The organism is Streptomyces sp. NPDC058086, from assembly GCF_042885015.1.
In the GTDB taxonomy this organism is placed as follows: domain Bacteria; phylum Actinomycetota; class Actinomycetes; order Streptomycetales; family Streptomycetaceae; genus Streptomyces.
The window spans coordinates 140,303-159,494 of record NZ_JBHVST010000002.1 but is presented as its reverse complement, the minus strand read 5'-3'; the positions used below and the strand labels follow the sequence as shown (position 1 = coordinate 159,494).

Sequence of the window (19,192 nt, the reverse complement as noted above, 5' to 3'; positions counted from 1 at the left end):
GGCGGACACGACCTTCATGAGGATCGGACCAAGATCCGATCCGGCCGGTGGATCAGACCGCGACCAGGTCGCAGACGAAGATCAGCGTCTCACCGGGGGCGATCCGGCCCCCGGCGCCACGGTCGCCGTACGCGAGGTGCGCCGGGATGACCAGCTGGCGGCGGCCGCCGACCTTCATGCCCTGCACACCCTGGTCCCAGCCGCTGATGACCTGACCGACACCGAGCTGGAACTCCAGCGGGGTGCCGCGGTTCCAGGAGGCGTCGAACTCCTCGCCGGTGGAGAAGGCCACGCCCACGTAGTGGACCTTGACGAAGTCGCCGGCCTTGGCGACCTGGCCCTCGCCTTCCCAGATGTCCTTGATCTCGAGGTCCGCCGGGGGCTCGCCGCCAGGGAAGTCGATCTCGGGCTTCTCGATGCTCACGTCTCTAGCTCCTGCTTGTTCGCGTAAAGGCCTTAAAGCAACACCGACAGTCTCACATCCCGCAACGCGTTACATCTTGGCCAGGATGTCCACCGAGAACACCAGGGTGGAGTCCTTCTTGATGCCACTGCCGCTCGGCGGGTTGTTGCCGTAACCCAGCGCCGGCGGAATGACGATGAGGACGCGGCTGCCCACCTTCTTGCCGGTCAGGCCCTGCGCCCAGCCCTTGACGACCTGCTGCAGCGAGAACGACGCCAGCCGGCCGCTGCTGTACGTCGAGTCGAACTCCTTGCCGGTGTCCCAGAGCACGCCCTTGTACTGGACCAGGACGCTGCTGTCCGCCTTGACCTCGTCGCCGTCGCCCTCGATGACGTAGTCCGACACGAGCTTCGTCGGGGCCGTCGCCTTCGGCACGTCGATGGAGGGGGCCTTGCCGTCGGTGTTGGTGCCGACCTTCGGGAGGGCGGCGTCGCTCTGCGCGACGTTTTTGCCCTGGGCGGAACTCGTCGCGTTGAAGGTGTTCTCGATGTCGACGACGAACACCAGCGTGTCGGTGCCCTTGATGCCGCCCTGCGTGTTGCCCTGCTTGCCGTAGCCCCAGGTCGGCGGCACGGACATCTGGACGCGGCTGCCGACCTTCTTGCCCACCAGGCCATAGCGCCAGCCGTCGATGATGCCGCCCTGCGCGAGCTGGATGACCAGCGGCGTCTTACGGTCGTAGGAGTTGTCGAAGACCTTGGCGGTGTCCCAGATCTGGCCGAGGTAGTTGGCCTGGATGTAGTCGTTCTCCGCGACCGTCTTGCCGCCGCCCGCGATGACCGTCTTGACCGCCAGATCCTTCGACGGGGAGCCGGTGCCCTTGGCCACGGTCGGCTTCTCACCGAACTTCGTCCCGGCCGTGATCGCCGGCAGCGGACCGTCGACGATCTTCGGCGGCGGCGCCGCCGAGGCGGACGCGGGGGCCGACGGGGACGGGCTGCTGCTGGACTTGGCCTTGTCCGACTTGTCGTCACCGCATCCGGCGAGCGTGACCAGTCCGGCGGGTACGGCAATGAGGAGGGAGCGTCGGCGCACGGTGAGGGCCTCGTATCGATCGATCTTGGTTGATGGCGTGCGCGCAACTCTACGACGTGAGAAGGGCGCCGTACGGAAAACGTACGGCGCCCCGCGTTGCGTTCCGCCATCACACGCGGAACTCGACGCTCACATTCCCGCGATCAGCTTCTCCACCCGATCGTCGACCGAACGGAACGGGTCCTTGCACAACACCGTGCGTTGCGCCTGGTCGTTGAGCTTGAGATGGACCCAGTCGACGGTGAAATCGCGGCGCTGCTCCTGAGCCCGCCGGATGAAGTCGCCGCGCAGCCGGGCCCGAGTGGTCTGCGGCGGCACGGACTTGCCCTCGAAGATCTTCAAATCGTTGCAGATCCGGGTGGCTTGCCCCTTCCTCTCCAACAGGTAGTACAGACCACGACGCCGGTGGATGTCGTGATATGCGAGGTCTATCTGCGCGACCCGGGGATGCGACATCGTCATGTTGTGCTTGGCCCGGTACCGCTCGATGAGCTTGTACTTCATCACCCAGTCGATTTCGGTACCGATCCGGTCGAGGTCTTCGGCCTCGATCGAGTCGAGCGTGCGGCCCCACAGTTCGAGCACCTGCTCGACCGTGCCGGTGCGGATGCCGCGGCGCTCGCAGAAGTCCACGGCCTTCTCGAAGTACTCCCGCTGCACTTCCAGCGCGGAGGCCTCCCGGCCGCTGGCCAGACGCACCTTGCGCCGGCCCGTGATGTCGTGACTGACCTCGCGGATCGCCCGAATGGGGTTCTCCAGGGTGAGGTCGCGCATGACCGTGCCGGCCTCGATCATGCGCAGTACCAGGTCGGTGGCGCCGACCTTGAGGAGCATCGTCGTCTCGGACATGTTCGAGTCACCGACGATGACGTGCAGCCGCCGGTAGCGCTCGGCGTCGGCGTGCGGTTCGTCGCGGGTGTTGATGATCGGCCGGGAGCGGGTCGTCGCGGAGCTGACGCCCTCCCAGATGTGCTCGGCGCGCTGGCTCACGCAGTACACGGCGCCGCGCGGAGTCTGCAGCACTTTGCCGGCGCCGCACAGCAGCTGCCGGGTGACCAGGAAGGGAATGAGAATGTCCGCGAGCCGGGAGAACTCCCCGTGCCGGGCCACCAGATAGTTCTCGTGGCACCCGTAGGAGTTGCCCGCCGAGTCGGTGTTGTTCTTGAACAGGTAGACGTCGCCCGCGATTCCTTCCTCGTGCAGGCGTCGTTCGGCGTCGACCAGGAGTCCTTCGAGAATGCGCTCGCCGGCCTTGTCGTGAGTGACGAGTTCCGTCACGTTGTCACATTCGGGTGTCGCGTATTCCGGATGTGATCCCACGTCGAGATAGAGGCGGGCACCGTTCCGCAGAAAGACATTGCTGCTGCGGCCCCATGACACGACACGGCGGAAGAGGTACCGCGCCACCTCGTCGGGAGACAGGCGGCGCTGTCCCCTGAACGTACACGTGACGCCGTACTCGTTCTCCAGCCCGAAAATGCGGCGGTCCATGACTGAACATTACGCCCGATCCCCCGAGCTGAAACGGGGTTCGACGGCACGGTTTGGATCATTTTCCGATGAGACCGCAACGACCGCACCGTCCCCGGTAGCTGCGAGGACCCGCCCCGTGGCCAGCAGAACCACCAGCGCGGCGGCACCCGCGGCGCCCGGCAGGGCGAAGCCCCACACCGCCCCGCCCCACTCGACGACCGGGCCCGCCAGGCCCGTTCCGACCGACGCTCCCACGGTGAACGTCGTCACAAGCCAGGAGAACGCCTCGGTGACGGTGCCCCTCGGCGCGTGCCGGTCGACGATGATGAAAGCGCAGGCGATGCAGGGCGCCAGGAAGACCCCGGCGAGCGCCGCGAGGGCCGTCATCGCGACCGCGCCCGGCATCAGCACGAGTGGCAGGTAACACACCGCCAGAAGGGCGACCAGCCCCCGCAGTCGCCGCTCGGGCGCGCCGCTCCACCGCCGCGCCCCGTAAGCCGTCCCACCGACGAGGGCCCCGAGCCCCACGGCCGCCATCAGCCAGCCGTACACCGCGTCGCCGCCATGGTCGTCGGCGTACGACACCGCGGCGACGGTGATCGAGCCGAGCGCGATCCCCACGAACAGGAACGCGCCGAGCAGCGCCAGCAGCCCGGGTGAGCGCAACGCGCCGAGCCAGTGCGCCTCGCGCGGCGCCGAACGCCACGCGCGCGAGGGCGGCGAGAGGACCACGGAGAGGGCGCCCAGCACCCCGACGACGTTCAGGATCAGCAGCGCCGCCCGGGCGGACCAGAGCGAAGCGCACAGGGTCAGGAGCAAGGGTCCGACGGTGAACATGACTTCCTGCGCCACGGCGTCCATCGCGTACGCGGTGTGCACCTGCTCCTCCCGGCGCAGCACGGAGGGCCACAACGCCCGCAGACCGCCCTCCAGGGGCGGCGTGAAGAGCCCGGCGACGACCATCGAGACATACGCCACCGGCAGCGGGTCGGTGCCCGAGAAGGCGAAGACGCCCATCCCGAGGGCCGAGACGAGCGCGGCCGGCAGCTGGACGCGGGGCTGCCCGTACAGATCCACGAGCCGCCCGAGCAGCGGCTGCCCCACGGCGTTGCCCACCCCGTACACGGCGGCGAGCGCACCGGCCAGGCTGTACGTCCCGCCCTCCGCACGGACGAAGAGCACGACGGCGATGGCGGCGATGGCGTTCGGCAGCCGCCCGGTCAGCGTGCCGGCGAGCAGCCGTGCGGCGTGCCTCGCCCTGAGGATCTCCAGGTATCCCGCGGCCATGTCATGCCCTTCCGGTAACGCGTGACGTCCGACTGGTCATGCACACGAGGTTTTACGTATAACGCCCTGTGTCATACGTACCATGTGCCCAGTCCGCGAGTCCAGACGAAAGAGCAGGTCGCCGGTGGCACGAGGTAGCACCCGCCCGACGAGCCGTGACGTCGCCCAGGCCGCCGGGGTGTCCCAGGCCGCGGTCTCCCTGGTGCTGGGCGACAAGTGGCGCGGCCGGGTCTCCGAGGCGACCGCGGAACGCGTCCGCGAGGCCGCCCAGGAGCTCGGCTACCGCCCGAACCTGGCCGCCCGCAACCTCCGCCTGGGCCGCACCCGTACGGTCCTCCTGGTGGTCCCCGCACTGACCACCGAGTTCTTCGCGGGCGTCTACACCGGCGCGGCCCGCGTCGCGGCGGACCACGGTTTCGGCGTGGTCCTGTACCCCTCCCCCGAGGGCATCGGCCCCGCCCGTGACCCGTTCGGCTCCGCGGCGGCCGCCCTGGACGGTGTCATCGCCTCCTCCATGGCCGCGGACGCCCTGACCGCCATCCGGGGCGACCAGCTCCCCCTGGTGATGCTCGACAGCGACCCGGAGGGCAGCCTCGGCGCGGCGACCGTCAACCTCGACATCAAGGACGGCGTACGACAGGTGGCCGAGCACCTCCTGTCCCTGGGCCACCGCCGTTTCCTCCATCTGGCGGCGGACATCCCGTCCTGGACCTTCGAGGTACGCGCCCGGGAACTCACCGCACAGCTGGACAAGGTCCCCGGCACACACCTGGACACCGCCCGGGCCCCGATCTCCTTCGAGGACGCCCTGTCCGTCGCGGAGACGGCGCTCGCCGCCCCCGGCCCCCGCCCCACCGCCCTGGTCTGCGACGACGACAAACTGGCGGCAGGCGCCTACAAGGCGGCCCGCCGCCTGGGCCTGCGCATCCCCGAGGACCTCTCCATCACAGGCCTGGACGACCTGGCACTGGCCCAGGCCATCGACCCGGAGCTCACCACCGTCCGCCTGGACGCGGAACGCTTCGGCGAACGCGGCATGGAAGCCCTCCTGGCCGTCCTGGACGGCCGAACACCCCCCGTGGGCGACATCCCGGTACACCTGGTCGTACGAGGCTCCACAGCCCCACCAAGCTCCCCGTAGACCGCTCGCCCCGTGCACCCGCAGCCGCCGACGCACGAAAGGGGCCGTGCCGGTACATCCAAAGCCCGTCGCTTACGTCCGGATCTGGAAACGGCTCCCCATGGGGCAACGTCTGATCCGGCGGCGACGGGCTGGATGTACCGGCACGGCCCCGCCCCACCCACCGGCACCCGGCAGGCAGGGCGAAGACCAACGGTCACTCCTCGTCTTCGGCGTCCTCGGCCTCCGTGGCGGTCTCCGCGCCACCCTCCTCCAGCAGTCGGCCCAGCTGACGCCCGACGATCCGCTTGAACTTGCGCTGCTGCGGACGCGTACGGTCCAGGACCGCGACCTCCAGGCGCTCCGCGGGGATCTCCCGCTCGCCCCCGTTCGGCTCCCGCGACAGCGACTGCACGGCCAGCTTCAGCGCCTCCGCCAGCGACATCCCGTCCTGGTGGCGCTGGTCCAGATAGCTGCTGATCTGCTCGGCATTGCCACCCACCGCGACGGACCCGTGTTCGTCCACGATGGACCCGTCGTGCGGCAGCCGATAGATCTGGTCGCCTTCGGGGGTCTCCCCCACCTCGGCGACAACGAGCTCCACCTCGTAAGGCTTCTCGGCGGCCGAGGAGAAGATCGTGCCCAGCGTCTGCGCGTACACATTCGCCAGACCCCGAGCGGTCACGTCGTCACGGTCATAGGTGTAACCCCGCAGATCGGCATAGCGCACACCACCGATCCGCAGATTCTCGTATTCGTTGTACTTGCCGGCGGCCGCGAAGCCGATCCGGTCGTAGATCTCGCTGAACTTGTGCAGCGCACGGGACGGGTTCTCGCCGACGAACACAATGCCGTCGGCGTACTGCAGCACAACGAGGCTGCGACCGCGGGCGATGCCCTTACGGGCGTACTCCGCCCGGTCGGCCATGGCCTGCTGGGGTGAGACATAGAACGGCGTCGACACCGGTTATCCGTCCCTTTCTGTCGAAGTCACTGGGTCACCTTGGCAAAAAGAGCCGGGCTCAGAGGAGCGGGGCCCGCGGACCGTCCGGCTGCTCCAGACGCCGCTCCAGGATCGCGCGGGCGATCTCGGAGGACTCGTCGTCGGTGAGCCTGCGGAAGCCGTCCTCGGTGATCACGGTGACGATCGGGTAGATCCGGCGGGCGACGTCGGGACCACCGGTCGCCGAGTCGTCGTCGGCCGCGTCGTACAGCGCCTGGATGACGAGGGTCGTGGCCTGCTCTTCGGTCAGGTCGTCGCGGTAGAGCTTCTTCATGGCACCGCGCGCGAAGATCGAGCCGGAGCCGGTGGAGGCGTAGCCCTGCTCCTCGGAGCGGCCGCCGGTGACGTCGTAGGAGAAGATGCGGCCCTTGTCGCGGTCCACGTCGTAACCCGCGAAGAGAGGGACCACGGCGAGGCCCTGCATGGCCATGCCGAGGTTGGAACGGATCATGGTGGAGAGCCGGTTCGCCTTGCCCTCCAGGGAGAGCGTGGTGCCCTCCACCTTCTCGAAGTGCTCCAGCTCCAGCTGGAACAGCTTGACCATCTCGACGGCCAGACCGGCCGTACCGGCGATGCCCACCGCCGAGTACTCGTCGGCCGGGAAGACCTTCTCGATGTCGCGCTGAGCGATCATGTTGCCCATGGTGGCCCGGCGGTCGCCGGCGAGGACCACTCCGCCGGGGAACGTGACGGCGACGATGGTCGTGCCGTGCGGGGCCTCGATCACGCCCTGGACGGGCGGCAGCTGCCGCTTGCCCGGCAGCATCTCCGGCTGGTGCTCGGACAGGAAGTCCATGAAGGACGACGACCCGGGCGTCAGGAAGGCAGCCGGTAGACGCCCGGTGCTACGAGTGTTGGCTTCCACGGGGATCCTTCCAAGTAGGCGGCAGCCCGACGAACAGCGTCGGGATCATCTCCCAACTTGCCGATGGCCGAATTGCAGTTGAAGCACGGTACGCCACGGACCCTACCCGTCCAATGGCGGTGATCCACATGAACTGCGGGACCTTTCAAACCGATCCCGCAGGGCCCCCTTGATGACGCGGAGCCGCTTTGATCTCACGGAGCCCTTTGCTCTCACGGAGCCCTTTGATCACGCACAGCCCCATGAAAAGGCGGCACCCCTACGAGCGCCGGGCACCGCCGACGAAGGCTGCCCGCGGCCCGGTTTCCCGTCACCGCGAGCAGCACTTCACGCCCAGCCCTTCCGGCGCTCAGTCGCCTCCGAGTAAGACCTTCGAATCGAAGGGAAAAGCGGCCTACTGGCCACCCTTCTGAACGAAGGAACGCACGAAGTCCTCGGCGTTCTCCTCGAGGACATCGTCGATCTCGTCCAGAACCGAGTCGACGTCGTCGCTCAGCTTTTCCTGGCGTTCCTTGAGGTCGTCCGATACCTGCGCGTCCTGCGCCTGCTCCTCGACCTCCTCGGTGGAACGCGTCGCCTTCTGCTGTCCGCCGCCGGTGTCCTTGGTCGCCATAACCCTCACCCCGCTCGGTTCGACGTTCTTGATCAGACCCTACAAGCAGGGTCCGACATCGGCCCCGCAGTTGCTACAACGTGCGGGAGCCACCTCGATGATTCCCGGACGTCGCGTCTTTCCACCCCGTTGTGCCGCCCGGGCTCCGGCGCCCCTGGCGGCCCGGTCAGCCGCCTGACAGGACCCTGACCAGGTCTTCCGCCGTGCGACAGCGGTCGAGGAGCTCCTTGACGTGATTACGCGTTCCGCGAAGCGGCTCCAGGGTTGGGACGCGCTGGAGCGAGTCCCGGCCCGGCAGATCGAAGATCACCGAGTCCCAGGAGGCCGCCGCCACATCGTCCGCGTACTGCTCCAGACAGCGCCCGCGGAAGTACGCACGGGTGTCCTCCGGAGGCTTCGTACGGGCCCGCTCGACGTCCCGCTCGTCCAGGAGCCGCTTCATCTTGCCGCGCGCCGCCAGACGGTTGTACAGGCCCTTCTCGGCCCGTACGTCGGCGTACTGGAGGTCGACCAGGTGCAGCCGTGCCGCGTCCCAGTCGAGGCCGTCACGGCGCCGGTAGCCCTCCATGAGCTCCCGCTTGGCCACCCAGTCGAGCTCCCCCGAGAGGCTCATCGGGTCGTTCTCCAGGCGGTTGAGCGTGTCCTCCCAGCGGGCCAGGACGTCCTTGGTCTGGTCGTCGGCGTCCGCCCCGAACCGTTCCTCCACGTATTTGCGCGACAGCTCGAAGTACTCCATCTGGAGCTGCACCGCGGTCAGCGTGCGTCCGCTGCGCAGCGTGACGAGCCGCTTCAGCGTGGGGTCGTGCGAGACCTGGTGCAGCGTGCGCACCGGCTGGTCGACGGCGAGGTCGACGGCGATGAAGCCGTCCTCGATCATGGACAGGACCAGGGCGGTCGTGCCGAGCTTGAGATAGGTCGAGATCTCCGACAGGTTCGCGTCACCGATGATCACGTGCAGCCTGCGGTACTTCTCGGCGTCCGCGTGCGGCTCGTCGCGGGTGTTGATGATGGGGCGCTTGAGCGTGGTCTCGAGGCCCACCTCGACCTCGAAGTAGTCCGCGCGCTGACTGAGCTGGAAGCCGTGCTCGTGCCCGTCCTGGCCGATACCGACGCGGCCCGCTCCGGTGACGACCTGGCGTGAGACGAAGAACGGCGTGAGGTGGCGCACGATGTCCGAGAAGGGGGTCTCCCGCTTCATCAGGTAGTTCTCGTGCGTGCCGTACGAGGCGCCCTTGTTGTCGGTGTTGTTCTTGTAGAGGTGGATCGGCTGGGCGCCGGGGAGCTGGGCCGCGCGCTCCGCGGCCTCCGCCATGATGCGCTCGCCGGCCTTGTCCCACAGGACGGCGTCCCACGGGTTGGTGACCTCGGGAGCGCTGTACTCCGGGTGCGCGTGGTCCACGTACAGCCGTGCGCCATTGGTGAGGATGACATTGGCCAGGCCGATGTCCTCGTCGGTGAGCTGGCTGGAGTCGGCGGCCTCGCGGGCGAGGTCGAAGCCTCGCGCGTCCCGCAGCGGGTTCTCCTCCTCGAAATCCCAGCGGGCGCGGCGCGCCCGGTGCATCGCCGCCGCGTACGCGTTGACGATCTGGGACGAGGTGAGCATGGCATTGGCGTTGGGGTGGCCGGGGACGGAGATCCCGTACTCCGTCTCGATGCCCATTACTCGCCGTACGGTCATGCGGCCCTCCTTGCCCGGCAGCGCCCTCGGTCGGAGGCGCTGCTCAAGTACCGCTGGTGCTCCGGTGCGTGTGCGGTGCCCGTCCCCGCAACGCGCGACTCGGCGGTACGAAAGAGCCTAGAACGCCTCTGCGCTGGTGGGGAGATCATTTGCGTCATTGCTCTGCTCCAGCCGTGCCCCGGAAAGCAGTCGGCTGCGGGTACCCGTGGAGGGCACCCGCAGCCGCCCTGGCTTTTACAGGTACTGCCCGGTGTTCGCCACCGTGTCGATGGAGCGTCCGGTGTCCGCGCCCTGCTTTCCAGTGACGAGCGTACGGATGTACACGATCCGTTCGCCCTTCTTTCCGGAGATTCGGGCCCAGTCGTCCGGGTTGGTGGTGTTCGGCAGGTCCTCGTTCTCCTTGAACTCGTCCACGCACGCCTGGAGGAGGTGGGAGACCCGAAGGCCCTTCTGGTTCTGCTCGAGGAAGGCCTTGATCGCTGCCTTCTTGGCGCGGCCGACGATGTTCTCGATCATGGCGCCGGAATTGAAGTCCTTGAAGTACAGGACTTCCTTGTCGCCGTTGGCGTAGGTGACCTCGAGGAAGCGGTTCTCCTCGGATTCGGCGTACATCTGCTCCACGGCGGTCTGGATCATGCCGTGGACGGTGGCCGCCCGGTCCCCGCCGTGCTCACCGAGGTCGTCGGAGTGCAGCGGGAGGCGTTGTGTGAGGTACTTGGCGAAGATGTCCTTGGCGGCCTCGGCGTCCGGGCGCTCGATCTTGATCTTCACATCGAGTCGTCCGGGGCGCAGGATCGCGGGGTCGATCATGTCCTCGCGGTTCGAGGCGCCGATCACGACCACGTTCTCCAGGCCTTCCACGCCGTCGATCTCGGCGAGCAGCTGGGGGACGATGGTGTTCTCCACGTCCGAGCTGACGCCCGATCCACGGGTGCGGAAGAGGGACTCCATCTCGTCGAAGAAGACGATGACGGGGGTGCCCTCACTGGCCTTCTCACGAGCACGCTGGAAGACGAGGCGGATCTGCCGCTCGGTCTCGCCGACGTACTTGTTCAGGAGCTCGGGGCCCTTGATGTTCAGGAAGAAGCTCTTGCCGGTGGCCTGGCCGGTGACCTCGGCGACCTTCTTGGCGAGCGAGTTGGCGACCGCCTTGGCGATGAGCGTCTTGCCGCATCCAGGAGGCCCGTAGAGCAGCACACCCTTGGGCGGCCGCAGTTCGTGCTCCTTGAAGAGGTCGGGGTAGAGGTAAGGGAGCTCGACCGCGTCGCGGATCAGTTCGATCTGGTTTCCCAGGCCGCCGATCTGCTCGTAGCCGATGTCCGGGACCTCTTCGAGGACGAGCTCCTCGACCTCGCTCTTGGGGACAACTTCGTAGACATAGCCGGAACGGGGTTCGAGAAGCAGGGCGTCTCCGGGACGGATGGTGACGTCCAGCAGCGGCTCGGCGAGCCGTACCACCCGTTCCTCGTCGGTGTGCCCCACCACGAGGGCGCGTTCGCCGTCCTCGAGGATCTCCTTGAGGGTGACGATGTCGCCGACGCTCTCGTACTCCATGGCCTCGACCACGTTGAGGGCTTCGTTGAGCATCACTTCCTGGCCGCGCCTGAGCTCCTCGAGCTCCACGCTGGGGCTGACGTTCACCCGGAGCTTGCGGCCCCCGGTGAAGATGTCCGCCGTGCCGTCCTCGTTCGCCACGAGGAAGACACCGAAGCCGGCCGGTGGCTGTGCCAGCCGGTCGACCTCTTCCTTGAGGGCCACGATCTGGTCGCGGGCCTCACGGAGCGTGTTGGCGAGCCGCTCGTTCTGTGCGGACACGCCGGCCAGGTTGGTCTGCAGCTCGACGATCCGCTCTTCGAGAATCCTCGTGTGCCGCGGAGAGTCGGCGAGCTTGCGTCGCAGGACGGCGATCTCCTGCTCAAGGTAGGCAACCTGCCCGGCAGGGTCATCGGACCCTCGTCCCGGGCGGATGCCGCGGTTCATGTCGTCGTCGTGGGCTGCCACGGTCCTCACCTCCTCCAAGGGGAGCTGGACGCTTCCAGACCCTACCTGGGTGGGTGTCGATTGAAACCCCTAGATCACAAAGACTGTCGGGGTGTGTCCGATCTTCACCCTTGCGCTCTCCCTCACGCCAGGGGAATACCCACCGAACACGGTCGGGAAGCGGGCGGAGGTAGGGTCGACGTGTTCAACACCCGTCAGAGCTGGCCCGATTCCCCAGTCTGCGGATCGCTCGACGCAGGAAACGGCAGGAGAAATGACCGTGCAGCAGGAGGCCCCAAGCGGCGGCGAGGCTCTCGAGGTCTGGATCGACCAGGATCTCTGCACCGGAGACGGCATCTGCGCCCAGTACGCGCCGGAGGTCTTCGAGCTCGACATCGACGGCCTGGCCTATGTGAAGAGCGCCGACGACGAGCTCCTGCAGGCCCCAGGCGCCACAACGCCCGTACCGCTGACGCTTCTGCGGGATGTCGCCGACTCCGCGAAGGAGTGCCCGGGCGACTGCATCCACGTACGTCGAGTTTCGGACAGGGTCGAGGTCTACGGCCCCGACGCGGAGTGACCCCAAGGGCACTCCGCGTCAACACGTGTCTCTTTTCTCACACGCTTCTCATGCGTTCCGGGCCCCGGAGGGTGTCGAGCGGATGAACGTGCCGTTCTTCCACTGCCACTTGGCCTGCTCCTTCACGTCCGGGCAGCAACTCGGCACGTCGGCAGAGGAGTAGCCGAGCAGGGTCGCCGTGACGGCGCCGTCACGCACCGCGAAGTCGGTGACGCTGAGGCGGTCCTTCGGGTCGACCAGGGTGGCCACGACGCGGGGCTTCTTGGCTCCCGACCCGCCCTGGGTGATGACGTAGACGCCGTTGGGCGGGGTGCCGATGCCCGCGTCGCAGCGGACCACGGCCACCGTCTCCGGGCTGCCGTCGCCGTCGAGGTCTCCGGACGCCTTCTTCTGCACGAGGACCTTGACGGGCCCGCAGTCGATCGGGAACGTGACGCGCGCGGGGTCCGGGGGCGCCGTCGCGGCCGGGACGGACTTGGCCCCGGGGCCGGGCTGAGCCGCCGTCGCGGAGCCGGGCTGGAGGACCGAGGAGAGGGCGACGACTCCGGCCAGGGCGGTGGCCGTGGCGAGCCAGTGGATGGGGCGGGTGTGGGTGTGTGCCAGTTCCGGGACGACGGATTGCTGCACTAGGAGCGTCTCCTGGGAGGGCCGTGACGGTGGGGGTGGGGTGGCCAGCATGGTGCCACACGTCACAGTGGGGTGGAACGGCGGGGTCCGGACTTCTGGCGGCGTGTCATGGCGGCGGGCCAACGGAAAGGGCTTGCGGCGGAGTTGTCCGCCTGTCCCGCGGCCCACGTACGGGAACGCGCTGCGGCCGAGCTCCGGAGTGCTTCCGGGAACTCGGCCACAGGTGTGGTCCGTTGAGTACGTCGACGGCGCGAGCGCCGGTCGGGTCAGCGGCCTGAGCCGCCGTCGGCGTTCGGACCGGTGTAGTCGTCGCCGTACGCGCCCTTGGCCGGGCGGCGGCGACGCATGGGCGGCTCGACACCGTCCGCGAGACGGCGGGCGGTGAGCAGGAAGCCGGTGTGTCCGATCATCCGGTGGTCCGGGCGGACCGCCAGGCCCTCGACGTGCCAGTTGCGGATCATCGACTCCCACGCGGACGGCTCGTTGAAGGAGCCGATCTCGCGGATGGACTCGACGGTCCGCGCGAGCTGGGTGGTGGTGGCGACGTAGCAGCACAGGATGCCGCCGGGGACCAGCGCCTTGGAGACGGCCTCCAGGCACTCCCAAGGGGCGAGCATGTCGAGGATGACACGGTCGACGTCGGTGTCGGACAGATTGTCCTGGAGGTCGCCGACGGTGAGCTGCCAGGCGGGGTGCGGGCCGCCGAAGTAGCGCTCCACGTTCTGCTGGGCGATCTCCGCGAAGTCCTCGCGACGCTCGTAGGAGTGGAGCATGCCCTGGTCGCCGATGGCGCGCAGCAGGAAGCTGCTGAGCGAGCCGGAGCCCACGCCCGCTTCCACGACGCGCGCGCCGGGGAAGATGTCGGCGAAGGCCAGGATCTGCCCCGCGTCCTTGGGGTAGACCACGGCGGCGCCGCGGGGCATGGACAGGACGTAGTCGGGGAGCAGGGGGCGCAGCGCGAGATAGGCGACGTTCCCCGTGGTGCGGACAACGCTGCCCTCGGGAGCGCCGATCAGCTCGTCGTGGGGGAAGGAACCCTTGTGGGTGTGGAAGTTCTTCCCGGCCTCGAGCGTGAACGTGTAGTGGCGGCCCTTGGGGTCGGTCAGCTGAACCTGGTCCCCGACCTTGAAGGGCCCGCGCCTGCGGGCGGCACCGGTCGGTTCGGACATGTGACCAGCCTACCGGTCCCTGCGCGGGGCGCCGACCACGTTCGGGCGGGGGGCGTACAACTCAGGACGGGCGGGCCATCGCCTTGACGAAGGCTCGCTCGACGTCCGCCGCCGACAGGACTCCGTAGATCTCGCCCGAGTCCTCCACCACCAGGTACTCGGTCGCCGGGGTGGCACGAAGAGTGTCCAGGAGGGCCTCGCCGGCGAGTTCCGCGGAGACGCGCATGCCGTCGGTGAGGTCCTGGGCGAGGCCGCTGACGGCGACCCAGGGGCGGCGGTGCTCCGGTACGCCGACGATGGCGGCCTCGCGGACGAGGGAGAGCGGTTCGCCGTTGGCGTCGACGACGACCAGGGCGCGGGCGCCCGCGTCGTTGGCGCGGCGCAGCGCCTCCGAGAGCGGGGTGCTGGTCTCGACCGGGACCGCGCGCCGGGTGAGTGAGCGGGCGCGCAGCTCGGGCAGGTGTTCGCGCAGACGGGCCATGCGGAGGCTGTTGCCGGCGCCGGTCCAGATGATCGCGGCGAGGATCGCGGCGAGCAGGGCGTCGGTGACGGTGTCCATGCCGCCGATGTTGTCCTGGGTGGCGCCGAGCGCTCCGGACTGGGTGAGCAGGGGCAGGCCGATCAGTACGGAGACGGCGAGGGCGCGGCCGACCCAGGCGGCGGCGATCGTGCCGCTCATCGGCTTGCCGGTGATCTTCCAGACGACCGCGCGGAGCATGCGGCCGCCGTCCAGGGGCAGGCCGGGGAGCAGGTTGAAGGCGGCCACGATCAGGTTGGAGATCATCAGGCCGGCCAGCAGCACGCCGGGGACCGTGCCGGGCTCGACGGCCAGCATGGCGAGGTAGAAGAGGCCCGAGAGGACGAGGGAGAGCAGTGGTCCGACGAAGGACAGTACGAACTCCCGGCCCGGGGTCTCGGCCTCCTTCTCGATCTCCGAGACGCCGCCGAAGAACTGCAGCTGGATCCGGCGCACCGGCAGTTTGAAGCGCAGGGCGGCGACCGTGTGGGCCAGCTCGTGGACGAGGACGGAGGCGTAGAAGGCGACCGCGAAGAAGAGGGACACGAGGTAGCGCAGGGCGCCGAGTTCGGGGAGCACGCGGTCGAGCTGGCCGCCGAACACCCAGGTGATCAGCGCGGCCACGAGGAACCAGCTGGGCGCCACGTACACGGGCACACCGAACGGCCGCCCCATCAGCAGCCCGCCACCGGGTTCCCGGCCGCGTCGCGGGGGCTGCGCCTTGCCGGTACCGGTGCCGGTCGCGGAGTGGGCCAGGGTTCGGGGGTGTTCGGGCTCGGGGTGCGGGTGGCTTCCGGCGGAGGAGCCGTGGCGCGCGTCGGCCTCGTCCGAGGAATCGGAAGGGGAACCGGAACCGGCGGGTGCCTCGGCCCGGTCCGAGGAATCGCCGGGCACCTCGGCCCCGTCCTCGGCCCCGCTCGAGGAGTCGCCGTGCGTCGCGGCCTCGCGGGCGGAGTCGTGGGGGGACGGGGCTGCCTCGGGGGTGCCCGGGGTCGTGGGTGGTGTCGGCCGGGTGGGGTGCTCGGAGCGCTCCGGTCCGGGACGCGTGGCATCCGCGGCCGGGGCCGAGGGGTCCCGCTGCTCCCCGTGGCGCTCGGTCGCTTCGTCGGTGCCGGACCGCGGCTGCCCGCTCCCGCCGCTCTCGTCCACGATGTCCCCTCGTTCGAAGCGTCTCCCGCTCCCGATCATGCGAAGCAGGAGGGTCTGGGTCGATGGTATGCGTCCGTCGCGACGCGTTCCGCCCCGGCACCCCCTCTGTTTTCCGCTCCGTCGCACAAGCGCGCACAAGCCCCTACTGCGCACTCACTGTCAGTGGCGGGCCGTAAGGTCTGTGGACATGGAAACCAGCAACGGGGGCGCCGTGCCGCCCGAGCCGACCGAAGCCGACGCGGCCGAAGCCGTCACGGCCGAGGCTGCCGTGGCCGAGGCTGCCGTGGCCGAAGCCGTCACGGCCGAGGCGACGGACGTGTCGGCGGTTCCCGCGGCTCGACCGGCCCTGCCTCCGAGCTCGCTGTCGCCCTCACGGGCCGGCGACTTCATGCAGTGCCCGTTGCTCTACCGGTTCCGGGTGATCGACAGACTCCCCGAGAAGCCGAGCGAGGCGGCCACCCGCGGCACGCTGGTCCACGCGGTGCTGGAGCGCCTCTTCGACGCCCCGGCGGCGGAGCGGACGGCTCCGCGCGCCAAGTCGCTCATTCCGGGACAGTGGGACCGGCTGCGCGAGACGCGGCCGGAGGTCGTGGAGCTGTTCGCCGACGATCCCGAGGGCGAGCGGTTGACGCGCTGGCTGGGCGAGGCCGAGCAGCTGGTGGAGCGCTGGTTCAGTCTTGAGGACCCGACGCGGCTGGAGCCCGCCGAGCGGGAGCTGGCCGTCGAGGCCCGGCTCGACTCCGGGCTGAAGCTGCGCGGCATCATCGACCGCGTCGACGTGGCCCCGACGGGCGAGGTCCGGATCGTCGACTACAAGACGGGCAAGGCGCCGCGGCCGGAATACGCCGAGGGTGCGCTGTTCCAGATGAAGTTCTACGCCCTGGTGGTGTGGCGGCTGAAGCAGGTGGTCCCGCGCCGGCTCCAGCTCGTCTACCTCGGCAGCGGCGACGTGGTGACGTACGACCCGATGATCGAGGACCTGGAGCGGGTCGAGCGCAAGCTGCTCGCCCTGTGGGAGGCGATCCGGCAGGCCACCGAGACGGGCGACTGGCGACCGAGGCCCACCAAGCTCTGCGGCTGGTGCGACCATCAAGCGGTATGTCCGGAATTCGGCGGTACTCCACCGCCCTACCCGCTGCCGGTCAGGGCGCCGGAGTCAGGCGTCAGCGAGCAGGGCAGAATGGGGCGGGATTAGGGCCTGTCCGGCGCGTTGCTCAGCTCCGGCCTGGTCCGCCGGACAGACCTCAAGGAGACTTACGTGGCCATCCGCGTCCTACTGGTCGACGACCAGCCGCTGCTGCGTACCGGCTTCCGGATGATTCTGGAGGCGGAGCAGGACATCGCGGTCGTCGGCGAGGCCGGTGACGGTCTCCAGGCACTCGATCAGGTACGTGCGCTGCAGCCCGATGTGGTTCTGATGGACATCCGTATGCCGAGGATGGACGGGGTGGAGGCGACCCGGCAGATCACCGGGCCGGGGCGGGACGGACCGGCCAAGGTGCTCGTCCTGACGACCTTCGACCTCGACGAGTACGTGGTGGAGGCGCTGCGCGCCGGGGCCAGCGGCTTCCTCCTCAAGGACGCGCCGGCCAATGAGCTGGTGCAGGCGATCCGGGTGGTCGCCGCGGGCGAGGCGATGCTCGCGCCGAGCATCACCCGTCGGCTTCTCGACAAGTACGCGGGTCATCTGCCGTCCGGCGACGAGCCGGTGCCCGACACGCTGCACACCCTGACCGAGCGGGAGGTCGAGGTGCTGAAGCTGGTGGCGCGCGGCCTGTCGAACGCGGAGATCGCCGCCGACCTGTTCGTCAGCGAGACCACCGTCAAGACGCATGTGGGCCATGTGCTCACCAAGTTGGGGCTGCGCGACCGGGTGCAGGCCGCGGTGTACGCGTACGAGAGCGGGTTGGTGCGCCCGGGCGCACAGCAGTAACCCCCGATACGCCGTCCACTCCCCCAGGTGCTCGACCGAGGGTCCCAGGAGCACGACCGAGGGCGCCCCCTTCCACGAAGAGGGCGCCCTCGGCGTTCGTACCGGCGGTGCTGGAGTCAGTCCTTGCTGATGTCCCAGAAGCGGAACACCGTCGAGGCGTCGAGGCAGTACTCCAGGCCGTAGACGTTGTCCCGCACGATCGCGTACTGCTTGGCCTGCCAGATCGGGATGACCGGGAGCTCCTCGGCCACGATGTCCTGGATCTTGCCGTACTCGGTGTCGGTCGAGGAGCGGTCGCTCTGGGCGGCCGTCTTCGGGATGAGCCGACCGGTGATCGTGCTGTTCGTGTAGTGGTTGCTCAGCACGTTGCCCTTGCCGAAGAAGGGGGCCGTGAAGTTGTCGGGGTCCGGGTAGTCGGGCACCCAGCCCTTCACGTACACGCCGTACTTGCCCTTGGCGATGTCCTTCTCGTACTGGTCGTACGCGACGGACTTCACGGTCGCGTCGAACAGCCCGCTGGCGTTGAGCTGCTGGGCGATCGCCCTGAACTCCTGGTCGGTGGCGGGGCCGTAGCGCGAGGGGGTCGACCAGAGCGTGAGCTTGACCTTGCCGGTGATGCCCTCGGCCCGGAGCGCGGCGGCGGCCTTCGTCTTCGAGGGGCGGGCGCCGTAGCGGTCGAAGAAGGCCGTGTTGTGGCCGGTGACACCGGCCGGGACGATCGAGTACAGCGGCGTCGCGGTGTCCTCGTAGACCTTGTTGAGCAGGGCCTCGCGGTCGAGCAGATAGGCGATGGCCTTGCGCACGCCGAGCTTGCCGGCGACCGGGTCGTCCATGTTGAAGACCATGTGCTGGACTTCGGCGCTGGTGCCCTCGACGACGTTGACGCCCCTGCCGGTGGAGGTGTCGTTGCTGATGTCCGCGATGTCGTCGGCGGCGAGACCTCGGTAGGCGATGTCGACCTGGTGGTTCAGCAGCGCCTTCTTCAGGGCGGTCTGGTCGCCGTGGAAGAACTTCAGCGTGATGCCGGAGTTCTTCACCTTGGCGGTGCCCTTGTAGCTGTCGTTGACCGAGAAGACGGCCTGGTCCTTGCCGAAGGAGTCCAGCTTGTACGGGCCCGAGCCGACCGCCTGGTCGTCCTTGCGCAGCCCGTTGTCCGCGTACTGCCGGTGGTCCACGATCGAGCCGGCGCCGGAGGCGATCTTGCTGGGGAAGGTGGCGTCGGCGTACTTCAGCCTGAAGACGACGGTCTTCGCGTCCGGGGTCTGGACCGTGTCGAGCATGGGGAACATGACGGCCGGACCGGAGGCGTCGTCGATCTTCAGCATGCGGTCGAAGGAGAATTTGACGTCCTCGGAGGTGAGGGCGTCACCGTTGCTGAACTTCAGGCCGTCCTGGAGCGTGCACTTGTAGACCTTGGTCGTGGCGTCCGAGAACGCGCACTCCTTGGCCGCCTCGGGAACCGGCTCCGTACCGCCGTCGGGGAAGCTCAGCAACGACTGGAAGACGTTGTTGAACAGCAGCCAGGACCCCGGGTCGTAGCCGGATGCCGGGTCGGTGGCCAGGACGTCGTCGGACATCCCCATCACCAGGGAGGAGCCGGTGCTGCCGGGGTCGCTCGTCTGCGAGCCGCATCCGGCGAGCAGGCCGGCGGCCAGCCCCGTCGCGACGGACAGGACTGGCCACTGGTTGCGCATGTTCAC

At 68.8% G+C, this 19,192-nt stretch carries 17 protein-coding genes and 1 pseudogene; 4 read left to right on the top strand and 14 right to left on the bottom strand.

Going from position 1 to position 19,192, the window contains the following annotated elements:
• Positions 1 to 52: 52 nt before the first annotated feature.
• The 4 genes from ACFVWD_RS02225 to ACFVWD_RS02210 form a co-directional block, all read right to left on the bottom strand.
• The gene (locus tag ACFVWD_RS02225; protein WP_168490170.1) at positions 53 to 424 is read right to left on the bottom strand and encodes an FKBP-type peptidyl-prolyl cis-trans isomerase; all 372 of its coding nucleotides are present in this window, start codon (positions 422 to 424) and stop codon (positions 53 to 55) included.
• 69 nt (positions 425 to 493) lie between these two features.
• A complete protein-coding gene (locus tag ACFVWD_RS02220; protein WP_385372394.1) occupies positions 494 to 1,498 on the bottom strand; it encodes an FKBP-type peptidyl-prolyl cis-trans isomerase in 1,005 nt (334 codons plus the stop codon).
• Positions 1,499 to 1,627: 129 nt separating this feature from the next.
• On the bottom strand, positions 1,628 to 2,989 hold the full coding sequence (pafA, locus tag ACFVWD_RS02215; RefSeq protein ID WP_168490171.1) for a Pup--protein ligase: 1,362 nt from the start codon (positions 2,987 to 2,989) through the stop codon (positions 1,628 to 1,630).
• 9 nt (positions 2,990 to 2,998) lie between these two features.
• Positions 2,999 to 4,258: an MFS transporter gene (locus ACFVWD_RS02210; protein WP_389593406.1), complete on the bottom strand. Its 1,260-nt coding sequence runs from the start codon at positions 4,256 to 4,258 to the stop codon at positions 2,999 to 3,001.
• Between the two features lie 124 nt (positions 4,259 to 4,382).
• Between ACFVWD_RS02210 and ACFVWD_RS02205 the strand changes: the two genes are divergently transcribed.
• Positions 4,383 to 5,399 (top strand): LacI family DNA-binding transcriptional regulator, encoded by a 1,017-nt coding sequence (locus ACFVWD_RS02205; protein ID WP_389593405.1) that lies wholly within the window; start codon positions 4,383 to 4,385, stop codon positions 5,397 to 5,399.
• A 196-nt stretch (positions 5,400 to 5,595) separates the two neighbouring features.
• On the opposite strand, the gene prcA is transcribed toward ACFVWD_RS02205, so the two are convergent.
• The 6 genes and pseudogenes from prcA to arc all read right to left on the bottom strand — a co-directional run bounded on the left by prcA (position 5,596) and on the right by arc (position 11,538).
• Positions 5,596 to 6,342: a proteasome subunit alpha gene (gene prcA / locus ACFVWD_RS02200; protein ID WP_168507546.1), complete on the bottom strand. Its 747-nt coding sequence runs from the start codon at positions 6,340 to 6,342 to the stop codon at positions 5,596 to 5,598.
• Positions 6,343 to 6,400: 58 nt separating this feature from the next.
• Positions 6,401 to 7,246 carry a proteasome subunit beta gene (prcB, locus tag ACFVWD_RS02195; RefSeq protein WP_389593404.1) on the bottom strand — a complete coding sequence of 282 codons (846 nt, stop codon included), beginning with the start codon at positions 7,244 to 7,246 and terminating at the stop codon, positions 6,401 to 6,403.
• Positions 7,198 to 7,425, bottom strand: a pseudogene (locus ACFVWD_RS02190) (endonuclease domain-containing protein); the annotation flags it as partial. The pseudogene ACFVWD_RS02190 and the gene prcB, both read right to left, overlap by 49 nt.
• 215 nt (positions 7,426 to 7,640) lie before the next feature.
• Entirely contained in the window at positions 7,641 to 7,859 is a 219-nt protein-coding gene (locus tag ACFVWD_RS02185; protein WP_060902297.1) for a ubiquitin-like protein Pup, read from the bottom strand.
• A gap of 166 nt (positions 7,860 to 8,025) precedes the next feature.
• Positions 8,026 to 9,537, bottom strand: coding sequence for a depupylase/deamidase Dop (gene dop, locus ACFVWD_RS02180; RefSeq protein WP_343323942.1), 1,512 nt, complete (start codon positions 9,535 to 9,537; stop codon positions 8,026 to 8,028).
• A gap of 234 nt (positions 9,538 to 9,771) precedes the next feature.
• The gene (arc, locus tag ACFVWD_RS02175; protein WP_099923559.1) at positions 9,772 to 11,538 is read right to left on the bottom strand and encodes a proteasome ATPase; all 1,767 of its coding nucleotides are present in this window, start codon (positions 11,536 to 11,538) and stop codon (positions 9,772 to 9,774) included.
• A gap of 253 nt (positions 11,539 to 11,791) precedes the next feature.
• Here arc and ACFVWD_RS02170 point away from each other — a divergent pair, with 253 nt between their 5' ends.
• On the top strand, positions 11,792 to 12,097 hold the full coding sequence (locus ACFVWD_RS02170) for a ferredoxin (protein WP_389593402.1): 306 nt from the start codon (positions 11,792 to 11,794) through the stop codon (positions 12,095 to 12,097).
• Positions 12,098 to 12,145: 48 nt separating this feature from the next.
• On the opposite strand, the gene ACFVWD_RS02165 is transcribed toward ACFVWD_RS02170, so the two are convergent.
• The 3 genes from ACFVWD_RS02165 to ACFVWD_RS02155 form a co-directional block, all read right to left on the bottom strand.
• On the bottom strand, positions 12,146 to 12,724 hold the full coding sequence (locus tag ACFVWD_RS02165; RefSeq protein ID WP_389593400.1) for a hypothetical protein: 579 nt from the start codon (positions 12,722 to 12,724) through the stop codon (positions 12,146 to 12,148).
• A 266-nt stretch (positions 12,725 to 12,990) separates the two neighbouring features.
• Positions 12,991 to 13,893 carry a tRNA (adenine-N1)-methyltransferase gene (locus ACFVWD_RS02160; protein ID WP_101406100.1) on the bottom strand — a complete coding sequence of 301 codons (903 nt, stop codon included), beginning with the start codon at positions 13,891 to 13,893 and terminating at the stop codon, positions 12,991 to 12,993.
• 61 nt (positions 13,894 to 13,954) lie between these two features.
• On the bottom strand, positions 13,955 to 15,559 hold the full coding sequence (locus ACFVWD_RS02155) for a site-2 protease family protein (protein WP_389593398.1): 1,605 nt from the start codon (positions 15,557 to 15,559) through the stop codon (positions 13,955 to 13,957).
• A gap of 187 nt (positions 15,560 to 15,746) precedes the next feature.
• Here ACFVWD_RS02155 and ACFVWD_RS02150 point away from each other — a divergent pair, with 187 nt between their 5' ends.
• Together ACFVWD_RS02150 and ACFVWD_RS02145 are read left to right on the top strand one after the other, a co-directional pair.
• Entirely contained in the window at positions 15,747 to 16,754 is a 1,008-nt protein-coding gene (locus ACFVWD_RS02150) for a RecB family exonuclease (protein WP_389593397.1), read from the top strand.
• Positions 16,755 to 16,817: 63 nt separating this feature from the next.
• Positions 16,818 to 17,492: a response regulator transcription factor gene (locus tag ACFVWD_RS02145; RefSeq protein WP_075027695.1), complete on the top strand. Its 675-nt coding sequence runs from the start codon at positions 16,818 to 16,820 to the stop codon at positions 17,490 to 17,492.
• Positions 17,493 to 17,608: 116 nt separating this feature from the next.
• Here the strand turns inward: ACFVWD_RS02145 and ACFVWD_RS02140 are convergent, their stop codons facing one another.
• Complete coding sequence (locus tag ACFVWD_RS02140) at positions 17,609 to 19,192, bottom strand: ABC transporter substrate-binding protein (RefSeq protein WP_389593395.1); 1,584 nt, start codon at positions 19,190 to 19,192, stop codon at positions 17,609 to 17,611.

Bases quoted from the DNA above. Each gene is read 5' to 3' on its own strand.
- pafA (WP_168490171.1), bottom strand. From the start codon at position 2,989: ATGGACCGCCGCATTTTCGGGCTGGAGAACGAGTACGGCGTCACGTGT.
- ACFVWD_RS02210 (WP_389593406.1), bottom strand. From the start codon at position 4,258: ATGGCCGCGGGATACCTGGAGATCCTCAGGGCGAGGCACGCCGCACGG.
- ACFVWD_RS02185 (WP_060902297.1), bottom strand. From the start codon at position 7,859: ATGGCGACCAAGGACACCGGCGGCGGACAGCAGAAGGCGACGCGTTCC.
- dop (WP_343323942.1), bottom strand. From the start codon at position 9,537: ATGACCGTACGGCGAGTAATGGGCATCGAGACGGAGTACGGGATCTCC.
- ACFVWD_RS02170 (WP_389593402.1), top strand. From the start codon at position 11,792: ATGACCGTGCAGCAGGAGGCCCCAAGCGGCGGCGAGGCTCTCGAGGTC.
- ACFVWD_RS02160 (WP_101406100.1), bottom strand. From the start codon at position 13,893: ATGTCCGAACCGACCGGTGCCGCCCGCAGGCGCGGGCCCTTCAAGGTC.
- ACFVWD_RS02150 (WP_389593397.1), top strand. From the start codon at position 15,747: ATGGAAACCAGCAACGGGGGCGCCGTGCCGCCCGAGCCGACCGAAGCC.